The 15,673-nt window shown below is 58.7% G+C and carries 18 protein-coding genes; 4 read left to right on the top strand and 14 right to left on the bottom strand.

Going from position 1 to position 15,673, the window contains the following annotated elements; all coding sequences use genetic code 11:
- Positions 1-15 precede the first annotated feature (15 nt).
- The 4 genes from phaeop14_RS07320 to phaeop14_RS07305 form a co-directional block, all read right to left on the bottom strand.
- On the bottom strand, positions 16-768 hold the full coding sequence (locus tag phaeop14_RS07320; RefSeq protein WP_096789162.1) for an enoyl-CoA hydratase/isomerase family protein: 753 nt from the start codon (positions 766-768) through the stop codon (positions 16-18).
- 141 nt (positions 769-909) lie between these two features.
- Positions 910-1,704, bottom strand: a complete 795-nt coding sequence (locus phaeop14_RS07315; protein ID WP_096789161.1) for an IclR family transcriptional regulator — start codon at positions 1,702-1,704, stop codon at positions 910-912.
- A 24-nt stretch (positions 1,705-1,728) separates the two neighbouring features.
- Positions 1,729-2,805 (bottom strand): phosphotransferase family protein, encoded by a 1,077-nt coding sequence (locus phaeop14_RS07310; RefSeq protein WP_096789160.1) that lies wholly within the window; start codon positions 2,803-2,805, stop codon positions 1,729-1,731.
- Positions 2,805-3,827, bottom strand: a complete 1,023-nt coding sequence (locus phaeop14_RS07305; RefSeq protein ID WP_096790251.1) for an NAD(P)H-dependent flavin oxidoreductase — start codon at positions 3,825-3,827, stop codon at positions 2,805-2,807. The genes phaeop14_RS07310 and phaeop14_RS07305 overlap by 1 nt, the downstream gene beginning before the upstream one ends.
- A 163-nt stretch (positions 3,828-3,990) precedes the next feature.
- Between phaeop14_RS07305 and phaeop14_RS07300 the strand changes: the two genes are divergently transcribed.
- The 3 genes from phaeop14_RS07300 to phaeop14_RS07290 all read left to right on the top strand — a co-directional run bounded on the left by phaeop14_RS07300 (position 3,991) and on the right by phaeop14_RS07290 (position 6,430).
- Entirely contained in the window at positions 3,991-4,992 is a 1,002-nt protein-coding gene (locus phaeop14_RS07300; protein ID WP_096789159.1) for an NADPH:quinone oxidoreductase family protein, read from the top strand.
- A gap of 236 nt (positions 4,993-5,228) precedes the next feature.
- The gene (gene aroQ, locus phaeop14_RS07295; RefSeq protein ID WP_096789158.1) at positions 5,229-5,678 is read left to right on the top strand and encodes a type II 3-dehydroquinate dehydratase; all 450 of its coding nucleotides are present in this window, start codon (positions 5,229-5,231) and stop codon (positions 5,676-5,678) included.
- On the top strand, positions 5,675-6,430 hold the full coding sequence (locus tag phaeop14_RS07290; RefSeq protein ID WP_096789157.1) for a LuxR family transcriptional regulator: 756 nt from the start codon (positions 5,675-5,677) through the stop codon (positions 6,428-6,430). The genes aroQ and phaeop14_RS07290 overlap by 4 nt, the downstream gene beginning before the upstream one ends.
- A gap of 243 nt (positions 6,431-6,673) precedes the next feature.
- On the opposite strand, the gene phaeop14_RS19815 is transcribed toward phaeop14_RS07290, so the two are convergent.
- From phaeop14_RS19815 to phaeop14_RS07265, 6 genes are all read right to left on the bottom strand, one after another.
- The gene (locus tag phaeop14_RS19815) at positions 6,674-6,844 is read right to left on the bottom strand and encodes a hypothetical protein (RefSeq protein WP_217521305.1); all 171 of its coding nucleotides are present in this window, start codon (positions 6,842-6,844) and stop codon (positions 6,674-6,676) included.
- Between the two features lie 40 nt (positions 6,845-6,884).
- Complete coding sequence (tsf, locus tag phaeop14_RS07285) at positions 6,885-7,760, bottom strand: translation elongation factor Ts (RefSeq protein WP_040169102.1); 876 nt, start codon at positions 7,758-7,760, stop codon at positions 6,885-6,887.
- A 79-nt stretch (positions 7,761-7,839) separates the two neighbouring features.
- Positions 7,840-8,613 (bottom strand): 30S ribosomal protein S2, encoded by a 774-nt coding sequence (gene rpsB, locus phaeop14_RS07280; protein WP_024097272.1) that lies wholly within the window; start codon positions 8,611-8,613, stop codon positions 7,840-7,842.
- Between the two features lie 185 nt (positions 8,614-8,798).
- Positions 8,799-9,662: a lyso-ornithine lipid O-acyltransferase gene (gene olsA, locus phaeop14_RS07275; protein ID WP_096789156.1), complete on the bottom strand. Its 864-nt coding sequence runs from the start codon at positions 9,660-9,662 to the stop codon at positions 8,799-8,801.
- A complete protein-coding gene (gene olsB, locus phaeop14_RS07270) occupies positions 9,659-10,420 on the bottom strand; it encodes an L-ornithine N(alpha)-acyltransferase (RefSeq protein ID WP_096789155.1) in 762 nt (253 codons plus the stop codon). The genes olsA and olsB overlap by 4 nt, the downstream gene beginning before the upstream one ends.
- A gap of 105 nt (positions 10,421-10,525) precedes the next feature.
- Complete coding sequence (locus tag phaeop14_RS07265) at positions 10,526-10,711, bottom strand: DUF3553 domain-containing protein (RefSeq protein ID WP_014879994.1); 186 nt, start codon at positions 10,709-10,711, stop codon at positions 10,526-10,528.
- A gap of 28 nt (positions 10,712-10,739) precedes the next feature.
- On the opposite strand from phaeop14_RS07265, the gene phaeop14_RS07260 reads away from it, so the two are divergent.
- Positions 10,740-11,336, top strand: a complete 597-nt coding sequence (locus phaeop14_RS07260; protein WP_014874664.1) for a histidine phosphotransferase family protein — start codon at positions 10,740-10,742, stop codon at positions 11,334-11,336.
- Positions 11,337-11,442: 106 nt separating this feature from the next.
- Here the strand turns inward: phaeop14_RS07260 and phaeop14_RS07255 are convergent, their stop codons facing one another.
- The 4 genes from phaeop14_RS07255 to phaeop14_RS07240 form a co-directional block, all read right to left on the bottom strand.
- Positions 11,443-12,708, bottom strand: coding sequence for a glutamate-5-semialdehyde dehydrogenase (locus tag phaeop14_RS07255; RefSeq protein WP_096789154.1), 1,266 nt, complete (start codon positions 12,706-12,708; stop codon positions 11,443-11,445).
- A 74-nt stretch (positions 12,709-12,782) separates the two neighbouring features.
- Positions 12,783-13,889, bottom strand: a complete 1,107-nt coding sequence (gene proB / locus phaeop14_RS07250; protein ID WP_040178491.1) for a glutamate 5-kinase — start codon at positions 13,887-13,889, stop codon at positions 12,783-12,785.
- On the bottom strand, positions 13,877-14,911 hold the full coding sequence (gene obgE, locus phaeop14_RS07245; protein WP_024097279.1) for a GTPase ObgE: 1,035 nt from the start codon (positions 14,909-14,911) through the stop codon (positions 13,877-13,879). The genes proB and obgE overlap by 13 nt, the downstream gene beginning before the upstream one ends.
- A 110-nt stretch (positions 14,912-15,021) precedes the next feature.
- Positions 15,022-15,561: a GNAT family N-acetyltransferase gene (locus phaeop14_RS07240; RefSeq protein WP_096789153.1), complete on the bottom strand. Its 540-nt coding sequence runs from the start codon at positions 15,559-15,561 to the stop codon at positions 15,022-15,024.
- Between the last annotated feature and the right edge of the window lie 112 nt (positions 15,562-15,673).

The following is a 15,673-nucleotide window of genomic DNA, read 5'->3' as shown; positions in this document are numbered from 1 at the left end:
CGGTGATCTGGCAGTTTAGCCGATGATCTTGGTCATCGCCGGGACAGTCTCTTCGGTAAACCAGGGCTGGTCCTCAGCCTCTGCGTCCATTGCGGACCTGATCTTTGCAATTGTTTCGCCGCGCAGCTGCTGTTTGATCGCGGCATAGGTTCCGGATGGCAGCTCTGCCAGTGCGCGCGCTTCTTTCAGCGCATAGCCAAGCAGATCCTCCGCATCATCCGCAATGATATCCACGATGTTAAAGTTCCGCGCAGCGATGGGACCGATGGTTTGCCCGGTCATCATCAGCCGTCGCTGGATATTCGGGTTCAGCGTCGCGCGGGCGATCTCCAATGGCGCAATGGGGAAATCAACTCCGGCCTGCACCTCTGCTAGACCAAACTTGGATTTCACCTGGGCAACCCGCACATCACTGCAAAGCACAAAGAACAGCCCACCCGCTATTGCCGCGCCGTTTACGGCGGCGACAACCGGCTTCGGGCAGGCATAGAGCGCTAGAAAGGCCTCATTCAGCCCCCGCACCGCGGCGCGCTGACCGGCCAGATCCAAGTCCCGCGCCACCTTGAGGTCAAGGCCTGCAGAAAACACCTTGAAGGCGCTGGTCAGCAGCAGCGCCTGCACAGTAGGATCCTCGCCGATCTCATTGATAACATCCGCGAAATCCATGAGGAACTCTGGCGATAGCGCATTGACCGGTGCGCGCGCCAGTTTGATTTCGACAACCCCGTCGCCATGTGCGTGCCGGATCAGCCAATCGCTCTCAGTCATTTCTGGGTCTTCCCTTAGACGCTGACACTGCTGCCAGCCGTTTCGATTATCATGCGCAGTTTGTTCGGCAAGGTCGAGTATTTTGACCTACGTAGAACCACGCATGACACCTAACATCGCAGCTTTGGCAAAGCGTTACCGCTACGGTCGCATGCTCAGGGTTTCTGCAGCAGACATCAGCTGATCCGCATGGACCGTCTCAAGCACATCCGGGCTTACATGAAAGGACGGGCCACCAACGTTCAGCCCATAGACGCGCATCCCGTTCAGCGACACCACCGGAACCGCGATCCCGTTCACATCCGGCCGCCAATCACCATAGCCGGTACAAAAGCCACGGGCAGCATATTCGTCCTGCGCCCGGCCCAGACTGTCCTGGCGTGAGAGCCTTCCATCTGGTTCAAGCGCGTCCGCAATCCGAAGGCTTTCGGCCCGTTGATCCGGTGACATACCGGCAAGGATCGCGCGGCCCACGGCGGAGTAAAACAGCGGCAACCGCATCCCGACATGCGCCGCCAACGAGACATCTTCGCGAGAGCGATGCACTGCAATGTAGATGACATCCGCATGATGTGCCTCACCCAATGCACTGGTGATATATGAGTTTTCGCCATTTCGCAGATCCCTGAGGATTTGCGATGCACGGTCGCTGATATCCATCCCGGCCAAGACACCATAGCCCAGACGCAACACCCCTGCCCCCAAACGGTAATTGCCGGACTGCCCGTCCTGAACCAGATACCCCAGCTGGCACAGCGTATAGGTTAGCCGCGAAACGGTTGGTTTCGGCAGCCCCGTGCGTTCAGCCAGATCGGTGTTGGTCAGCTCCAGCTCATTGCGGCGAAACGCGCGCAACACATCGAGGCCCCGCGCCAGGGCGGTGACAAAATTTCGATCTTTTTCGCCATCCGCTGTGGCCGTCTTGTCGCTGTCCATCTCCGGTCCCGTCTCAGATGCGCTTCAGTCAAATTTCCGGGACAAGGCCGCCAGCCCGGCGCGCGCGAAGTCCGGCACAAACGCACCAAGGCGCGCCGCATGTTCGGGGTTTGAGGCGTTGCCATCAAGCCCTCTTTTGCGCACCCCCTGAAGGATTGCCCCCATCCGGAAGAAACTGAAAGAGAGGTAATAGCCGAAATTTTCGACTCCTGGTAAATTTCTGCGTTGGCAATAGCTTGCGATAAATTCTTGATCCGATGGAAGACCAAGATCGCGCCGATTGACACCGGCCAACCCACGCCCCTCACGCCCGGGTGGCATCTGCCACTGCATGATGACACCGGCAAGGTCTGCATAGGGGTGGCCAATGGTCGACAGCTCCCAATCCAGAACCGCCCGGCAGTTTGTCCCGTCGGCTGCATAGATCATATTGTCGATGCGGTAGTCGCCGTGTACCAACCCGCGCTGAGCGTCATCAGCGGGCATCTGTGCGCCCAGTGCCGCGATCAACTCGTCCATCTCTGCGATGGTTTCAACCTCGCTGGAGCGGTATTGCTTGCTCCAGCGACCGTGCTGACGCTCAAAATAGTTGCCCTCAGGCCCATAATCAGCCAGCCCGACGGTGGCGGCATCCACATCGTGCAGCGCCGCCAGAACACGGCTCATCTCATCCATCACCGCAGCGCGATCACTCGCGGGAAGACCGGGCAAAGTCGGATCTGAGAAGTTTCTCCCAACCACATGTTCCATAACATAAAAAGATGATCCAATCACGGCATCATCCTCACAGAGATGATGCATCTTTGCGACCGGAACCCCAGTGTCCCGCAGCGCCATCTGCATGCGAAACTCGCGCTCCACCGCATGGGCAGATTTCAGCAGAACGCCCGGCGGCTTGCGTCGCAGAACATAGGCGCCCGCCTCGGTCTGTAGCAGATAAGTCGGGTTTGACTGGCCGTTCTGAAACTTTCGGGCGGTGATCTCCGTGTCGAACCCGGGCAGACGCCCTTGCATGTACCGCTGCACAGCTCCGAGATTGAGCGCTAGGGGATCCTCCATACCGCTGTCATCAGGGGTTCCGGGTGATGTCTGCGATGCCATCAGTGCGCCCCAGCCAATGTGAACTCAGCCGCCAACCGTCGCCCGGCAGCGTCATAATTGGCGGCAATCTCATCCACCAGCGCACCCGCCGGGCGGACATCCCTGATGGCACCAATGCCCTGACCAGAACCCCAGATTTCCTTCCAGGCCTTGGGCTTGGAAGACCCGCCAGCGAAATTCATCGCGCTTGCATCCGCACTCTCCAGATTGTCAGGATCAAGTCCTGCGTTCTGGATTGACCCACGCAGGTAGTTTCCAGAAACCCCTGTAAACAATGATGAATAAACAATGTCATCCGCAGCGCTATCGACAATCATCTGCTTGTAGCCCTGCTGTGCATTCGCCTCTTCCGTGGCGATAAACGGGGAGCCCACATATCCGAAATCGGCCCCCAACGCCCGCGCAGCAAGCAGCGACGGACCATTGGCAACCGCGCCTGACAGCGCAAGTGGCCCCTTAAACCAGCTGCGAATTTCGCTAATCAGTGCAAGCGGAGATTGCTGACCCGCATGGCCACCTGCCCCGGCGGCGACCGCGATCAAACCGTCGGCGCCTTTCTCAATCGCCTTCCGGGCAAAACGGTTGTTGATCACATCATGCAGCACAACGCCGCCGCAACCATGGGCGGCCTCATTCACCTCGGGCCGCGCCCCAAGTGACGTGATCCAAAGCGGCACCTTCCAGCGGTGACAAATCTCAAGATCGCGCTCCAACCGCGTATTGGAGCGATGCACGATCTGGTTTACCGCAAACGGTGCCGCAGGGCGATCCGGGTTGTCTTGGTTGTGCCTGTCCAATTCCTCGGTGATCTGCTGCAGCCAGACCTCCAGCAGCGGTGGTTCGCCCTCGGCCCCACGCGCATTCAGTGCGGGAAAGGACCCCACGATGCCGGCCTTGCATTGCGCAATGACCAGCTCTGGCACCGATATGATAAACAGCGGCGCACCGATCATCGGCAAGCGCAGTCTCTGCAGGGCATCAGGCATAGGCTGCCCACCCAATGTGAGGCGAGTTTCCTTCATTTCCAATCCTTTATCCAGCATATCTCACGCCGCTTTCCGGCCAGAAAACAGATCTATCGCAGAGCAGAATTGCATTTCGCAATTTCATTGACAACGTAAGATCCACACAGAAGACTTGACGTCACAACGGGCCCGCTTGGGCATCATGACAGGACACTCAGCCATGCACGCCATGCTCTCAACCGCTCCGGGCGGCCCCGAAACCCTGCAGTGGAGCGCGCAGGACTGCCCCCAACCCGGGGCCCAGGAGGTGTTGGTCAAAATCCATGCCGCCAGCGTGAATTACCCAGATACGCTGATGATCCAGGATCTGTATCAAATCAAACCGCCCCGACCCTTTGCGCCCGGCGGAGAGATCGCGGGAGAAATCATCGCCATTGGTCCTGAGGTTCAGGGCCACAAGATCGGAGATCGGGTTCTGGCGCTGACAGGCTATGGCGGCTTTGCCACCCATATCGCGATCCCAGCCGCCAGTGCGATCCGGATCCCGGATCAAATGTCCGATCTGGATGCCGCCGGGTTTGTCTTCACCTATGGCACATCGCATCACGCCCTGAAGGAGCGCGCGAATCTACAATCGGGCGAAACCGTGCTGGTCCTCGGCGCCGCCGGTGGTGTTGGATCTGCTGCGGTAGAGCTGGCCAAAGCAGCGGGCGCGCGCGTTATTGCTGCCGTGTCCTCCGCCGAAAAAGCAGCGTTCTGCCAGGATATCGGCGCGGATGCCACGGTGATCTATGGCCATGCGCCGGACAAGGAAGATCAGATCAGCTTTGGTAAAAATATCAAAGCCCTGGCAGGGAAAGCGGGTGTGGATGTGGTCTATGATGCGGTGGGTGGTCCTTATGCGGAGCCTGCGCTGCGCGCCATGGGCTGGCAGGGCCGCTATCTCGTTATCGGCTTTGCGGCAGGCATCCCAAAGATCCCGATGAACCTGCCCCTGCTGAAAGGTTGTCAGATTGTTGGGGTCTTTTGGGGCGCTGCCGTGCAACGCGACCCAGTGCAGCACCTGCGCAATGTGGAGGAGCTGTTTGAGCTCTATCGCAGCGGCAAGATCCGGCCCCGTGTGCATGCGGCCTACCCGATGAGCGACGCGGCAACCGCACTGACGGAGATGCAAAGCCGGAGCGTGCTGGGAAAGATCATCCTGACAAATACGCCTGAGTGAAACAGGCACACCCGCACAACGTTAGCGTTAGCTGGCTTGCATATCATCCTGAAAGATATATCAATATGAGCCAACTACAGGACGCTGACCGCCAATCGTGGAGTTGAATGTCTCCGGCCGGCACATCGCTCCGGAGCGTTCCCAAAACGCTGATGACCAGCCTGTAAGTTCCTGTCGCAGCAGTTAAACTGACGGCCCGCGCAGCCAGGGCATCATAAGAACAAGTGGATACCAACATGCACACCATCCTGGTTTTGAACGGCCCCAATCTCAACCTGCTTGGCACCCGTCAACCGGAAGTCTATGGCCGCGAGACGCTCGCCATGGTCGAACAGCGTTGTGTCGAACACGGGCAGTCCATCGGTCTCTCCGTGAGCTGCGAGCAGTCGAATCATGAGGGGGCTCTGCTTGATGCGTTGCACCGAGCGCGGGGCGTTTACGGCGGCGTGATCCTCAATGCAGGCGCCTATACACATACCTCCATCGCGTTGATGGATGCGATCTTCTCGATTGGGCTGCCAGTGGTTGAGGTTCACCTCTCAAACATCCATGCACGTGAGGATTTTCGCCACCGCTCTTATCTCGCGCGGGCAGCGCTGGGGCAGATCTGCGGCTTTGGCACGCAGGGGTATATCATGGCACTGGACGCGCTGCGCGCCCATCTGGACAAAGACACTGCGGGATGAAACTTCGGGCCTATCTCAATTTTCTGTGCGGCGCACGGACGCTTGAGGAGCTGTGGCTGGAACACGTCAAACAGATGAAAGCCTATCGCTTTGATCGGTTGATCTACGGCTATACACGCCACAAGACCAAGACGTCCCTTGGGGATCCGGAAGATTTCGTCATTCTCTCCAACCATTGCACGGAGTATGTGCAGGGGTTTGTCAATTCCGGCCTCTATTTCGACGCTCCCATGCTGCAATGGGCGTTGAACAACGAAGGGGCCGGCAGCTGGCGGATGGTGCAGCAACAGCTGGAGCAGCAAACACTGACACCGCAAGCCCAAAAAGTGATCGATTTCAACACGGCCATGGGCGTGCGGGCTGGTTACACGGTCAGTTTTTATTCAACCTCCCAACGCTTCAAAGGGGCGATTTCACTGGCGGCCGAGGAAGGCCTGAGCCAGGATGACATCGACGAGATCTGGGCAAAGGACGGGCATGACATCATATTGATGAACAATGTCGCGCATCTGAAAATCCTGACCATGCCCTATGATCCCCCAAACCGCAGCCTGACAAAACGTCAGCGCGAGGCATTACAGTGGGTTGGCGACGGCAAAACCACCCAAGACATTGCGTTGCTGATGGGGTTGACGCCTGCAACCGTCGAAAAACACCTACGTCTTGCGCGCGAGTCCCTGGCCGTTGAAACGACAGCTCATGCGGTTCTCAAGGCTGCTTTACACAACCAGATGTACGTTATGGACACCTAAAGCAATCACATAAGATATATTTCAAATACTGGTTTTATGACGATCTCGACAATGCATTAAATAATTATTCATAATTGGGTATGGAATTCATTACTTCCAGAATGTGTAAATTGTCGGCAAGCTCACAACGTTCCGTGAGTGGGGCTTTGGCCTGGGACGGCGCAGGGCATGACCCTTGGGATTTCAAGGCTCTCTAACCTGTCCGGTCGCTGCGTGTATTGTTCCGCGCCAGCGCCGGGATATTCAGAGGGGCTCTGCAACACCAGCAGCGCCCCTCAACTCTTTTATATCCAAGATATCTATCAGAACGGTACAGGTTGATTTATTGGCCTGCGCAGTCTTTTCAGGTTGCCCCAAACCAACGAAGCAGCTGCGCTTCGCCAAAAGAAAAGGCCAATGAAGCAACAGCTTCATTGGCCCTTCCATTATTCACAAGAGCAAAGCTCGGACAGGATTAGCCCTGTGCGGCCTTGGCAACCTCAGCAGCGAAGTCTTCTTTTTCGACTTCGATGCCTTCGCCCACTTCCAGACGAACAAAACCAGTGATGGTCGCGCCTGCTTCCTTGGCCGCTTCTTCAACGGTCAGGTCAGGGTTCACAACAAACTGCTGGTTCAGCAGGGTTGCTTCGGCGACGAATTTCTTCATCCGGCCGACGATCATCTTCTCGATCACCTGCTCCGGCTTGCCGGATTCGCGGGCGATGTCCATCTGGACCTGCTTTTCTTTCTCAACAACCGAGGCGTCCAGCTCAGCTTCGCTCAGCGCGGCAGGGTTCACAGCGGCGATGTGCATCGCTACCTGTTTGCCAATTGCTTCGTCACCACCGTTCATGGCAACCAGAACACCGATCTTGCCCATGCCAGCAGTCGCAGCGTTGTGCACGTAGGACACAACGGTGTCACCTTCGAGCGACGCCATCCGGCGGACGTTCATGTTCTCGCCAATGGTGGCGATTTTGTCGGTCAGCGTGTCAGCAACGGTCTTGCCGCCCATGTCAGCCGCCAGCAGCGCGTCAACGTCAGCAACGTTCAGAGCTGTCTTGGCGATGCCGGAGACCATTTCCTGGAATTCAGCGTTTTTGCCAACAAAGTCGGTTTCCGAGTTCACTTCGACAGCAACACCTTTGTTGCCTTCAACGACCACGGCGACCAGGCCTTCGGCAGCGGTACGGCCGGATTTCTTGGCCGCTTTGGCCAGACCCTTGGTGCGCAGCCAGTCAACGGCGGCTTCCATGTCGCCATTGGTTTCGGTCAACGCCTTCTTGGCGTCCATCATGCCTGCGCCGGTGCTGTCGCGCAGTTCCTTAACCATGGATGCAGTAATTGCCATCTTAGGCTCTCCTCAATTCAAAAACGGATTTGGGGCAGGTGATACCCTGCCCCTCATGTCAGTTCCGTGACGGGACGGATCAGGCTTCGGCAGCAGCTTCTTCGGCAACGGCTTCTTCAACCGGTGCGTCTTCCAGTGCGCCAAGATCAACGCCTGCCGCACCCAGCTGAGCGGACATGCCGTCCAGAGCTGCGCGCGCAACCAGATCGCAGTAGAGCGCAATTGCGCGGGCTGCGTCGTCGTTGCCGGGGATGATGTAATCGACGCCATCGGGCGAGCAGTTGGTGTCGACGATGGCCACAACCGGGATGCCCAGTTTGTTGGCTTCGGCGATGGCCAGAGCTTCTTTTTTCACGTCGATGACGAACAGCAGATCAGGAACGCCGCCCATCTCGCGGATACCGCCGAGGGACGCTTCCAGTTTCAGCTGGTCACGCTCCATGCCCAGACGCTCTTTCTTGGTCAGGCCTTCGGCGCCGGACGCCATTTTCTCGTCGATTTCCTTCAGACGGTTGATCGACTGGGAAACGGTTTTCCAGTTGGTCAGCGTGCCGCCGAGCCAGCGGTGGTTCATGAAGTACTGAGCGGATTTCTCAGCAGCATCTGCGATCGGCTGAGCCGCCTGACGCTTGGTGCCGACGAACAGCACGCGGCCGCCTTTTGCGACGGTGTCACGCACAGCATTCAGAGCTGCGTCGAGCATGGGAACGGTCTGGGTCAGGTCCAGAATGTGGATGCCATTGCGCGAGCCGTAGATGAACGGCGACATACGCGGGTTCCAGCGCTGGGTTTGGTGACCAAAGTGTACGCCTGCCTCAAGCAGCTGACGCATGGAGAACTCGGGAAGAGCCATGTATATTTTCCTTTTCCGGTTTCGTGCCTCGGCGGGGGTCTCAGAGCGGATGCTCCAACCGGCGGTCTGCCGGGGATGTCTCCCCCGGTCAGGCCAATCCCCACCTGCGGATTGAATGGCGCGCGTATATGCCAGCCCTGTGGAATGCGCAAGAGCAAAAGTCTGACCGCTCTCCCCTGCGCCGCTTAGGTCGCAGAGACATCCTGTCCGTTTGCGAGCACGCCACCTGACCGCAGCATAGTATGTCCCGCCCTGACCCGCGCCTCGCAGGCGGCGGCCAATGCTTTGCGATCGGAATAGTCGGACACCCGAAGCGGATCATGATAGTGCAGTACAACCTCGCCCTGACGCCGCGCCGCAAGGGTTTTCAACAGATGCGGGCCAAAGTCCATATCTCCCCACCAACCGTAGAAACGTGGCTCTTCACCTTCGGGCGGAAGAAACACGACGGACACCGGTTGGATCGAAATATGATCGCGCAGTTCTGGGTGGAAAAACGCCGCAAAAAGCGTGGTTTTGAACGGCAAGACCCGCAAACCGTCCGTCGATGTCCCCTCCGGGAAGAACAACAGCTTATGCCCCAGAAGCAGACGTTTTTGAAACAAGGCCGTCTGTTTTTGCGCCTCCCTTGCATCCCGCTTGATAAAAACGGTGCCGGTTGCGCGCGCCAGCCAGCCGATACCAGGCCAGCCAGCGACCTCTGCCTTGGAGACGAAATAGATCCGTTTGCGCGCATTAAGGGCAAAAATATCCAGCCACGAGGTGTGGTTCGCCACCACCGCACCGCGGTTTGTCATCAAGGCACCCTTGGTGCGAAACCTCATACCAAGGACGCGGAATGCATTGCGGCAAACCCATTGCGTGATGAAGGGGGTGACCGGCCGATTCAAGCCGCAGAGCGGACGTTCAACCAGACGAGCCAACAGCAGGATCAGCAACCCGCCAAAAACCAACACTCCCAGCAGTAATCCGCGAAGGGCAACCCGCATCCAGCCCGTGGCGCTGATCTCTATCGGAGCTGCGGCGTCACCGCCCTCCCAAGTGCTCATGTGGTGCTCCGCCCTGCGCCGTAGATCCGTTTTTGCCGCGCATTCATCCGCGCGGTGTCAAGCACGAGGCAGACATCCGTTGTGTTGAACGCATGATCAACAAACGCACCATCTCCGACGCAGCCCCCCAGGCGCAGATAGGCTTTGATCAGGGCTGGGGTCTCCAGCATCGCCTGTCGGCGGTCCAAATCATCTACTGCGATCAAATCCATCGATTGATACTCCCGCGCGACGGGGCGCAGCGCCTCAGGTGCCAGATGATTGTGGTAGAGCATCGACAGCGCATTGGCCAGCGGCGCGGTATCGGTCCCGTGAAAGCTGGCAACGCCAAACAGGATTTCAACCTCATGTTCCGCCACATAGTCTGCCAAAGCGGACCACAGATGGAACATGGCGGTGCCACCGCGGTAATCCGGATGCAGGCAGGATCGCCCCAGTTCCAACAGCTTACGACCCGATGCTGTCAGTTTGGAGAGATCATATTCGCCCTCGGAATAGAATTGCCCCGCGCGCAGGGCCTGATCGCTCCGCAGCAGACGATAGACACCCACCACCGCATTGCGCTCCAGATCCCAGAGCAGCAGGTGGTCACAAAACGCATCGAAATGATCCCGCTCCAAACCGGCATCATGGTCCACCATAGCCCCACCACCGCCCAGTTCGCTGACAAAGACGTCGTACCGAAGCGCCTGCGCCGCGCGTAAATCCGCTGATGTCTGTGCCAGTTTGACCTGAAACGCAGGAGAACTGCCGCCCATGACCTTGCTCAACAATGGTTTGCCTTGCGTGCAGCTAGCCTATAAGGCACGGCATGTGCAAGTTTCGTTCAAATTGGTGAACAGGCGTTAACCGTTCATCAACGCTTATGACGGATCAAAGACTGGAATAAGGGCCACCTGAGCGCCGTTGAACACCACCTTACCCTGATCGGGGAAATTCACGGTGATCTTGCCGGCAGCGTTGGACTGAACCTGCCCGGTGCCCCACTCGGGGTGGTCGGGATGGGTCACGAACATGCCAGGGGCAAGTATAGCGTTCAGGTCGTTCATGTGTGAGGGCCCACTTCGGAGGAAAGATATGTCAGTAGATAACGCTAATCTCGCGGCTTTGATAGGGTCGCGCATTTGCCACGACCTGATCAGCCCGATCGGCGCGATCAACAACGGGCTGGAACTGCTTGGAATGTCTGGAGATATGTCCGGTCCCGAGCTGGAGTTGATCTCCGACAGCGTGGCCAATGCCAATGCCCGTATCCGGTTCTTTCGGATTGCTTTTGGCGCGGCCAGCGATCAGCAGATTAGCCGGGCCGAAGTGGTCTCCGTTCTCGAAGATATCGGCAAAGGGGGCCGGTTGAAATATCAATGGGCCCCGCAGGAGGCCTCCAGCCGGACGGAGGTACGGCTTGCCTTCCTCGCGGCGCTGTGCCTGGAAACCGGCCTGCCCTATGGCGGCACCGTCAAGATCCTCTGTGCCGACGGGAAATGGACCGTCATCGGTGAGGGCAGCAAGCTGAATATTGATGATGATCTCTGGGCGCGCGTCAGCGGCGGCACCTCCTCGGCAACCGTCACACCCGCGCTGGTTCAGTTCGCGATGCTGCCCGAGGCGGCAAAAGATCTGGGCCGCACCGTCCGTGTGGAACAGACGCTGGAACGCGTCACGGTCCATTTCTAAGCTGGCCATTTCTAGTCTGGCCATATCTAGGCTGGATTGAATCTTGGATATAATGAAAGCGCTGCAATCACTTGCAGCGCTTTTTTAATGTCAGTCTGGTCCGGAATTAGTTGCGGACGGCACCATGGCCACGCACCAGATATTTGAAGCTGGTCAACTGCGCCGCCCCGACAGGCCCACGTGCGTGCATCTTGCCCGTCGCAATGCCGATCTCCGCTCCCATGCCAAATTCACCACCATCGGCAAACTGGGTTGAAGCATTGTGCATCAGGATCGCGCTATCCAGCTCAGCGAAGAACTGCGCCACAGCACCATCGTTTTCGGTGATGATGCAATCGGTGTGCTGCGAATGATGGGCACGGATATGGGCAATCGCGGTGTCGATATCCTCGACCTGCTTGGCCGCGATAATCGCATCCAGATATTCGCAGCCCCAATCCGCGCTTGTGGCGGCTGTCATGCCATCCGGCCCCGGCAAGCCAGCCTCAGCCCGGATTTCCACCCCTGCTGTCGCCAGCGCCGTCAGCACATCCCGGCCGATTGTCTCGGCAATATCACGGTGGATTAGCAGACATTCTGCCGCGCCACAGATGCCCGTCCTGCGGGTTTTTGCGTTCAGAACGATCTCCAGCGCCTTTTGCGGATCTGCATCTTTATCGAGGTAGATGTGCACGATGCCCTCCAAATGTGCAAAGACCGGCACCCGCGCCTCGCGCTGGACTAGCCCCACCAACCCCTTACCGCCACGCGGAACAATCACATCAACCGTATCGGTCATGGTGAGCAGCTCCTGCACAGCCGCGCGATCGCGCGTCGGCACCAGCTGAACAGCGTCCTCAGGCAGGTTGGCGGCACGCAGACCCGCAGCCAAACAGCCATGAATGGCCTGACTGGAATGAAAACTCTCCGACCCGCCCCGCAGGATCACCGCATTGCCGGATTTGAGGCACAGCGCCCCGGCATCCGCTGTCACATTCGGGCGGCTTTCGTAGATCACGCCGATCACCCCAAGTGGAGTGCGCACCCGCTGAATGTCCAACCCAGAGGGCTGTGACCACTCCGCCAACACCTCCCCCACGGGGTCGGGTTGTGCGGCAACCGCGCGCAGCCCAGCGACGATCCCCGAAATCCGGTCCTCATCCAGCGACAGCCGGTCCATCATGGCGGGCGATAGCCCTTTACTGCGACCGAAATCAAGATCCTTGGCATTGGCCGACAGGATCTCCGAACGAGTGTCCCAAACTGCATCCGCGGCCGCATTCAGCGCCGCCGTTTTGCGTTCAGCAGTGGCTGTCGCCAGCTTTGCGGCAGCCTGCTTTGCGCGTTTGCCAATATCGGCCATCAGCGCAGCAATATCTTGCGTCTCATTCATTGGTTGAAACCCTTTGTAGACCCTCTTTGACACATCTCGCGGTCAGGCGGGGTCAGCCCTAACATGGATCACGGTTACAGCGCCATATCATCACGGTGAATGACAGCAGCGCGGCCCGCATAACCAAGGATGGCCTCGATCTCGATCGACTGGCACCCTTTGATGGCAGACGCCTCCTCGGCTGTATACCGGCTAAGCCCCTGCCCCAGTTTTCGCCCGTCTGGGCCCAGGATGGCCAGCGGCTCACCGCGGCCAAAGTCTCCTTCGATGTGTCGGATGCCAGCGGGCAATAGACTCTTGCCGGAACCGAGTGCCCGTGCCGCGCCTTCATCCACAGAAACCACACCGCGTGTCTTCATCGCCGCGATCCAGCGCTTGCGTGCAACCTGCGGATCATCCTGCGCGGCGAACCACGTCGAGGCCGCACCATTTTCAAGCAACTTCAGTGGATTATCAGGCGAACCTTCGGTAATCGCCATAGCACAACCCGCCGCCGTTGCCATTTTGGCCGCCAGAAGCTTGGTGATCATCCCGCCCTTGGAGAGGCCCGAAACACCATCGCCGGCCATCGCCTCAATCTCAGGTGTGATCTGGTCGATGATGTCATAGCGCCGGGCGGTGGGATCCAACGCCGGGTTGGCTGTGTAGAACCCATCAACATCCGACAGCAGGATGAGCGCATCGGCGCCAACCGTGACCGCCACCTGCGCCGCCAGCCGGTCGTTATCGCCATAGCGGATCTCATCGGTGGCGATGGTGTCATTTTCATTAACGATGGGCACAACGCCCAAGCCAATCAGCGTCTCCAACGTGGCGCGGGAATTCAGATAGCGGCGTCGGTCGGCGCTGTCTTCCAATGTGACCAGCACTTGCGCGGTGGTGATCTCATGCGGGGCCAATGCCTCCTCATAGGCGCCTGCGAGCCGGATTTGACCAACGGCTGCCGCGGCCTGGGACTGCTCCAGCGGCAACTCCTGTGCCGCCAACCCCAGCACCCGACGCCCCAACGCGATAGAGCCGGATGAGACAAGGATCACATCCTTGCCCATGGATTTCAGCCAGGCAACATCCGCCGCCAAGGCCCGCAACCAATCCGCCCGCAATGCACCGCTTGTCCGGTCCACCAACAGGGCGGACCCGATTTTGACAACGATACGCTGGGCGTTGGTCAGGGTTGCCACGTGTCCTGCTCCTCTTGGGGTTTCTGGCGCAGACGATCTTCGTCGATCTGGGTCCGCATGGACCGCAGCACCTCGTTCAGACCTTCGCGGCTGACACCTGACATCATGAACACAGGTCCACCGACCGCAGCCTCCAGCGCGGCCTTGGCCTCGGCGCGCTCTTCATCATCAAGGGAGTCGATCTTGTTCAGCGCCGTGATACGGGGCTTCTCCGCCAGCTCACCACCATAGGCTTCCAGCTCATTGATGATGGTTTGATAATCCTCAGCAATGGTGTCCGAGGTGCCATCTACCAGATGCAAGAGCACCGCGCAGCGCTCCACATGCCCCAGGAACCGGTCGCCAATGCCACGCCCCTCATGAGCGCCGGCAATCAGACCGGGAATATCAGCCACCACAAATTCAACCCCATCAATGCCCACAACGCCGAGGTTGGGATGCAACGTGGTAAACGGGTAGTCAGCGATTTTGGGCCGCGCGTTGGAGGTCGCGGATAGGAAGGTGGATTTGCCCGCATTGGGCAGGCCCAGCAGACCGACGTCGGCGATCAGCTTCAGGCGCAGCCAGATGGTGCGCTCAATCCCGTCCTGACCGGAATTGGCCCGACGCGGAGCCTGGTTGGTCGCGCTTTTGAAATGCAGGTTGCCAAAGCCGCCATTGCCGCCTTTTGCCAGCAGGAAACGCTCCCCCACCTCGGTGAGGTCGGCCAGAACAGTCTCCTGATCCTCATCCATGATCTCGGTACCGACAGGAACCCGCAGGACGATATCATCGCCATCTTTGCCGGTGCGCTGACGGCCCATGCCAGACTGGCCATTCTTGGCGAAGAAATGCTGCTGATAGCGGAAGTCGATCAGCGTGTTCAGCCCTTCGGTCACCTCAACCCAGACGGAACCACCGCGACCACCGTCACCACCGTCGGGACCGCCATATTCCATAAATTTTTCACGGCGAAAGCTGACGCAGCCGTTCCCGCCCGCGCCGGAGCGAATGTAGACTTTGGCCAGATCGAGGAATTTCATGTCAGCTCCTTGCTGATGACCTGCCGCCAGGGGCGCAGGGATAAGATGGGGCGTACCGACGGTGCCGGGGCTTGCTGCCCCGACTTAACGCAAACCGCGCGGCGCGCCAATCACAGTTTTCGGCTGTAGGTCCAGGTTGGCACGGTTGCATCGCGCGCCACGGAGAAGGTCTCGGCATCGCCAAGATACTCAAACCCGCAATGGGTCAGCACACGTGCGGAGGCCGGATTGTCCTGAAACGCACTGGCAAAGAGCGCGTTGCACCCTTGCGGATTGGTCTCGACCAAAGCGCGCAACGCGTCTGAGGCAAGGCCATTGTTCCAAAACACCGGGGCAATCCAATAGCCGACTTCGCTCTGGTCGCGGTCAAGCCGCTTGAGGCTGATAACGCCCTTCAGCTCCTCGCCACCGTCTGCGGTGCCATCGATGGCCCAGACATCTTCATCGCGGTCCTCATCCAGGGCGCGGGCAACAAAAGCCTCAATCGCGCCCGGCGGCAGCGGGTGTGGAATAGCGGTCGTCATGCGGGCAACGCGTTCATCGCTGACATAATGGGCAATCAGCCCCTCATCAGATTTGCGCAATGGGCGCAGAACAAAACGTCCTGCATCGATCACGGGCTGTTCTGCTCTTTTATGATCCAAACTCATGCCCTTGCTCCTCTCGAAGAATACCAACACTCATCTTGCTGCCGGATGAAACCGCGGGGCCTTAACAAACTGTTGCGCCCTGCCCTAACGCAAAGCCGTTGAGAACTGGTTA

The organism is Phaeobacter piscinae (assembly GCF_002407245.1).
Classification (GTDB): Bacteria; Pseudomonadota; Alphaproteobacteria; order Rhodobacterales; family Rhodobacteraceae; genus Phaeobacter; species Phaeobacter piscinae.
The sequence above is the reverse complement of the archived record's forward strand: the minus strand, read 5'-3'. Positions and strand labels throughout refer to the sequence as shown.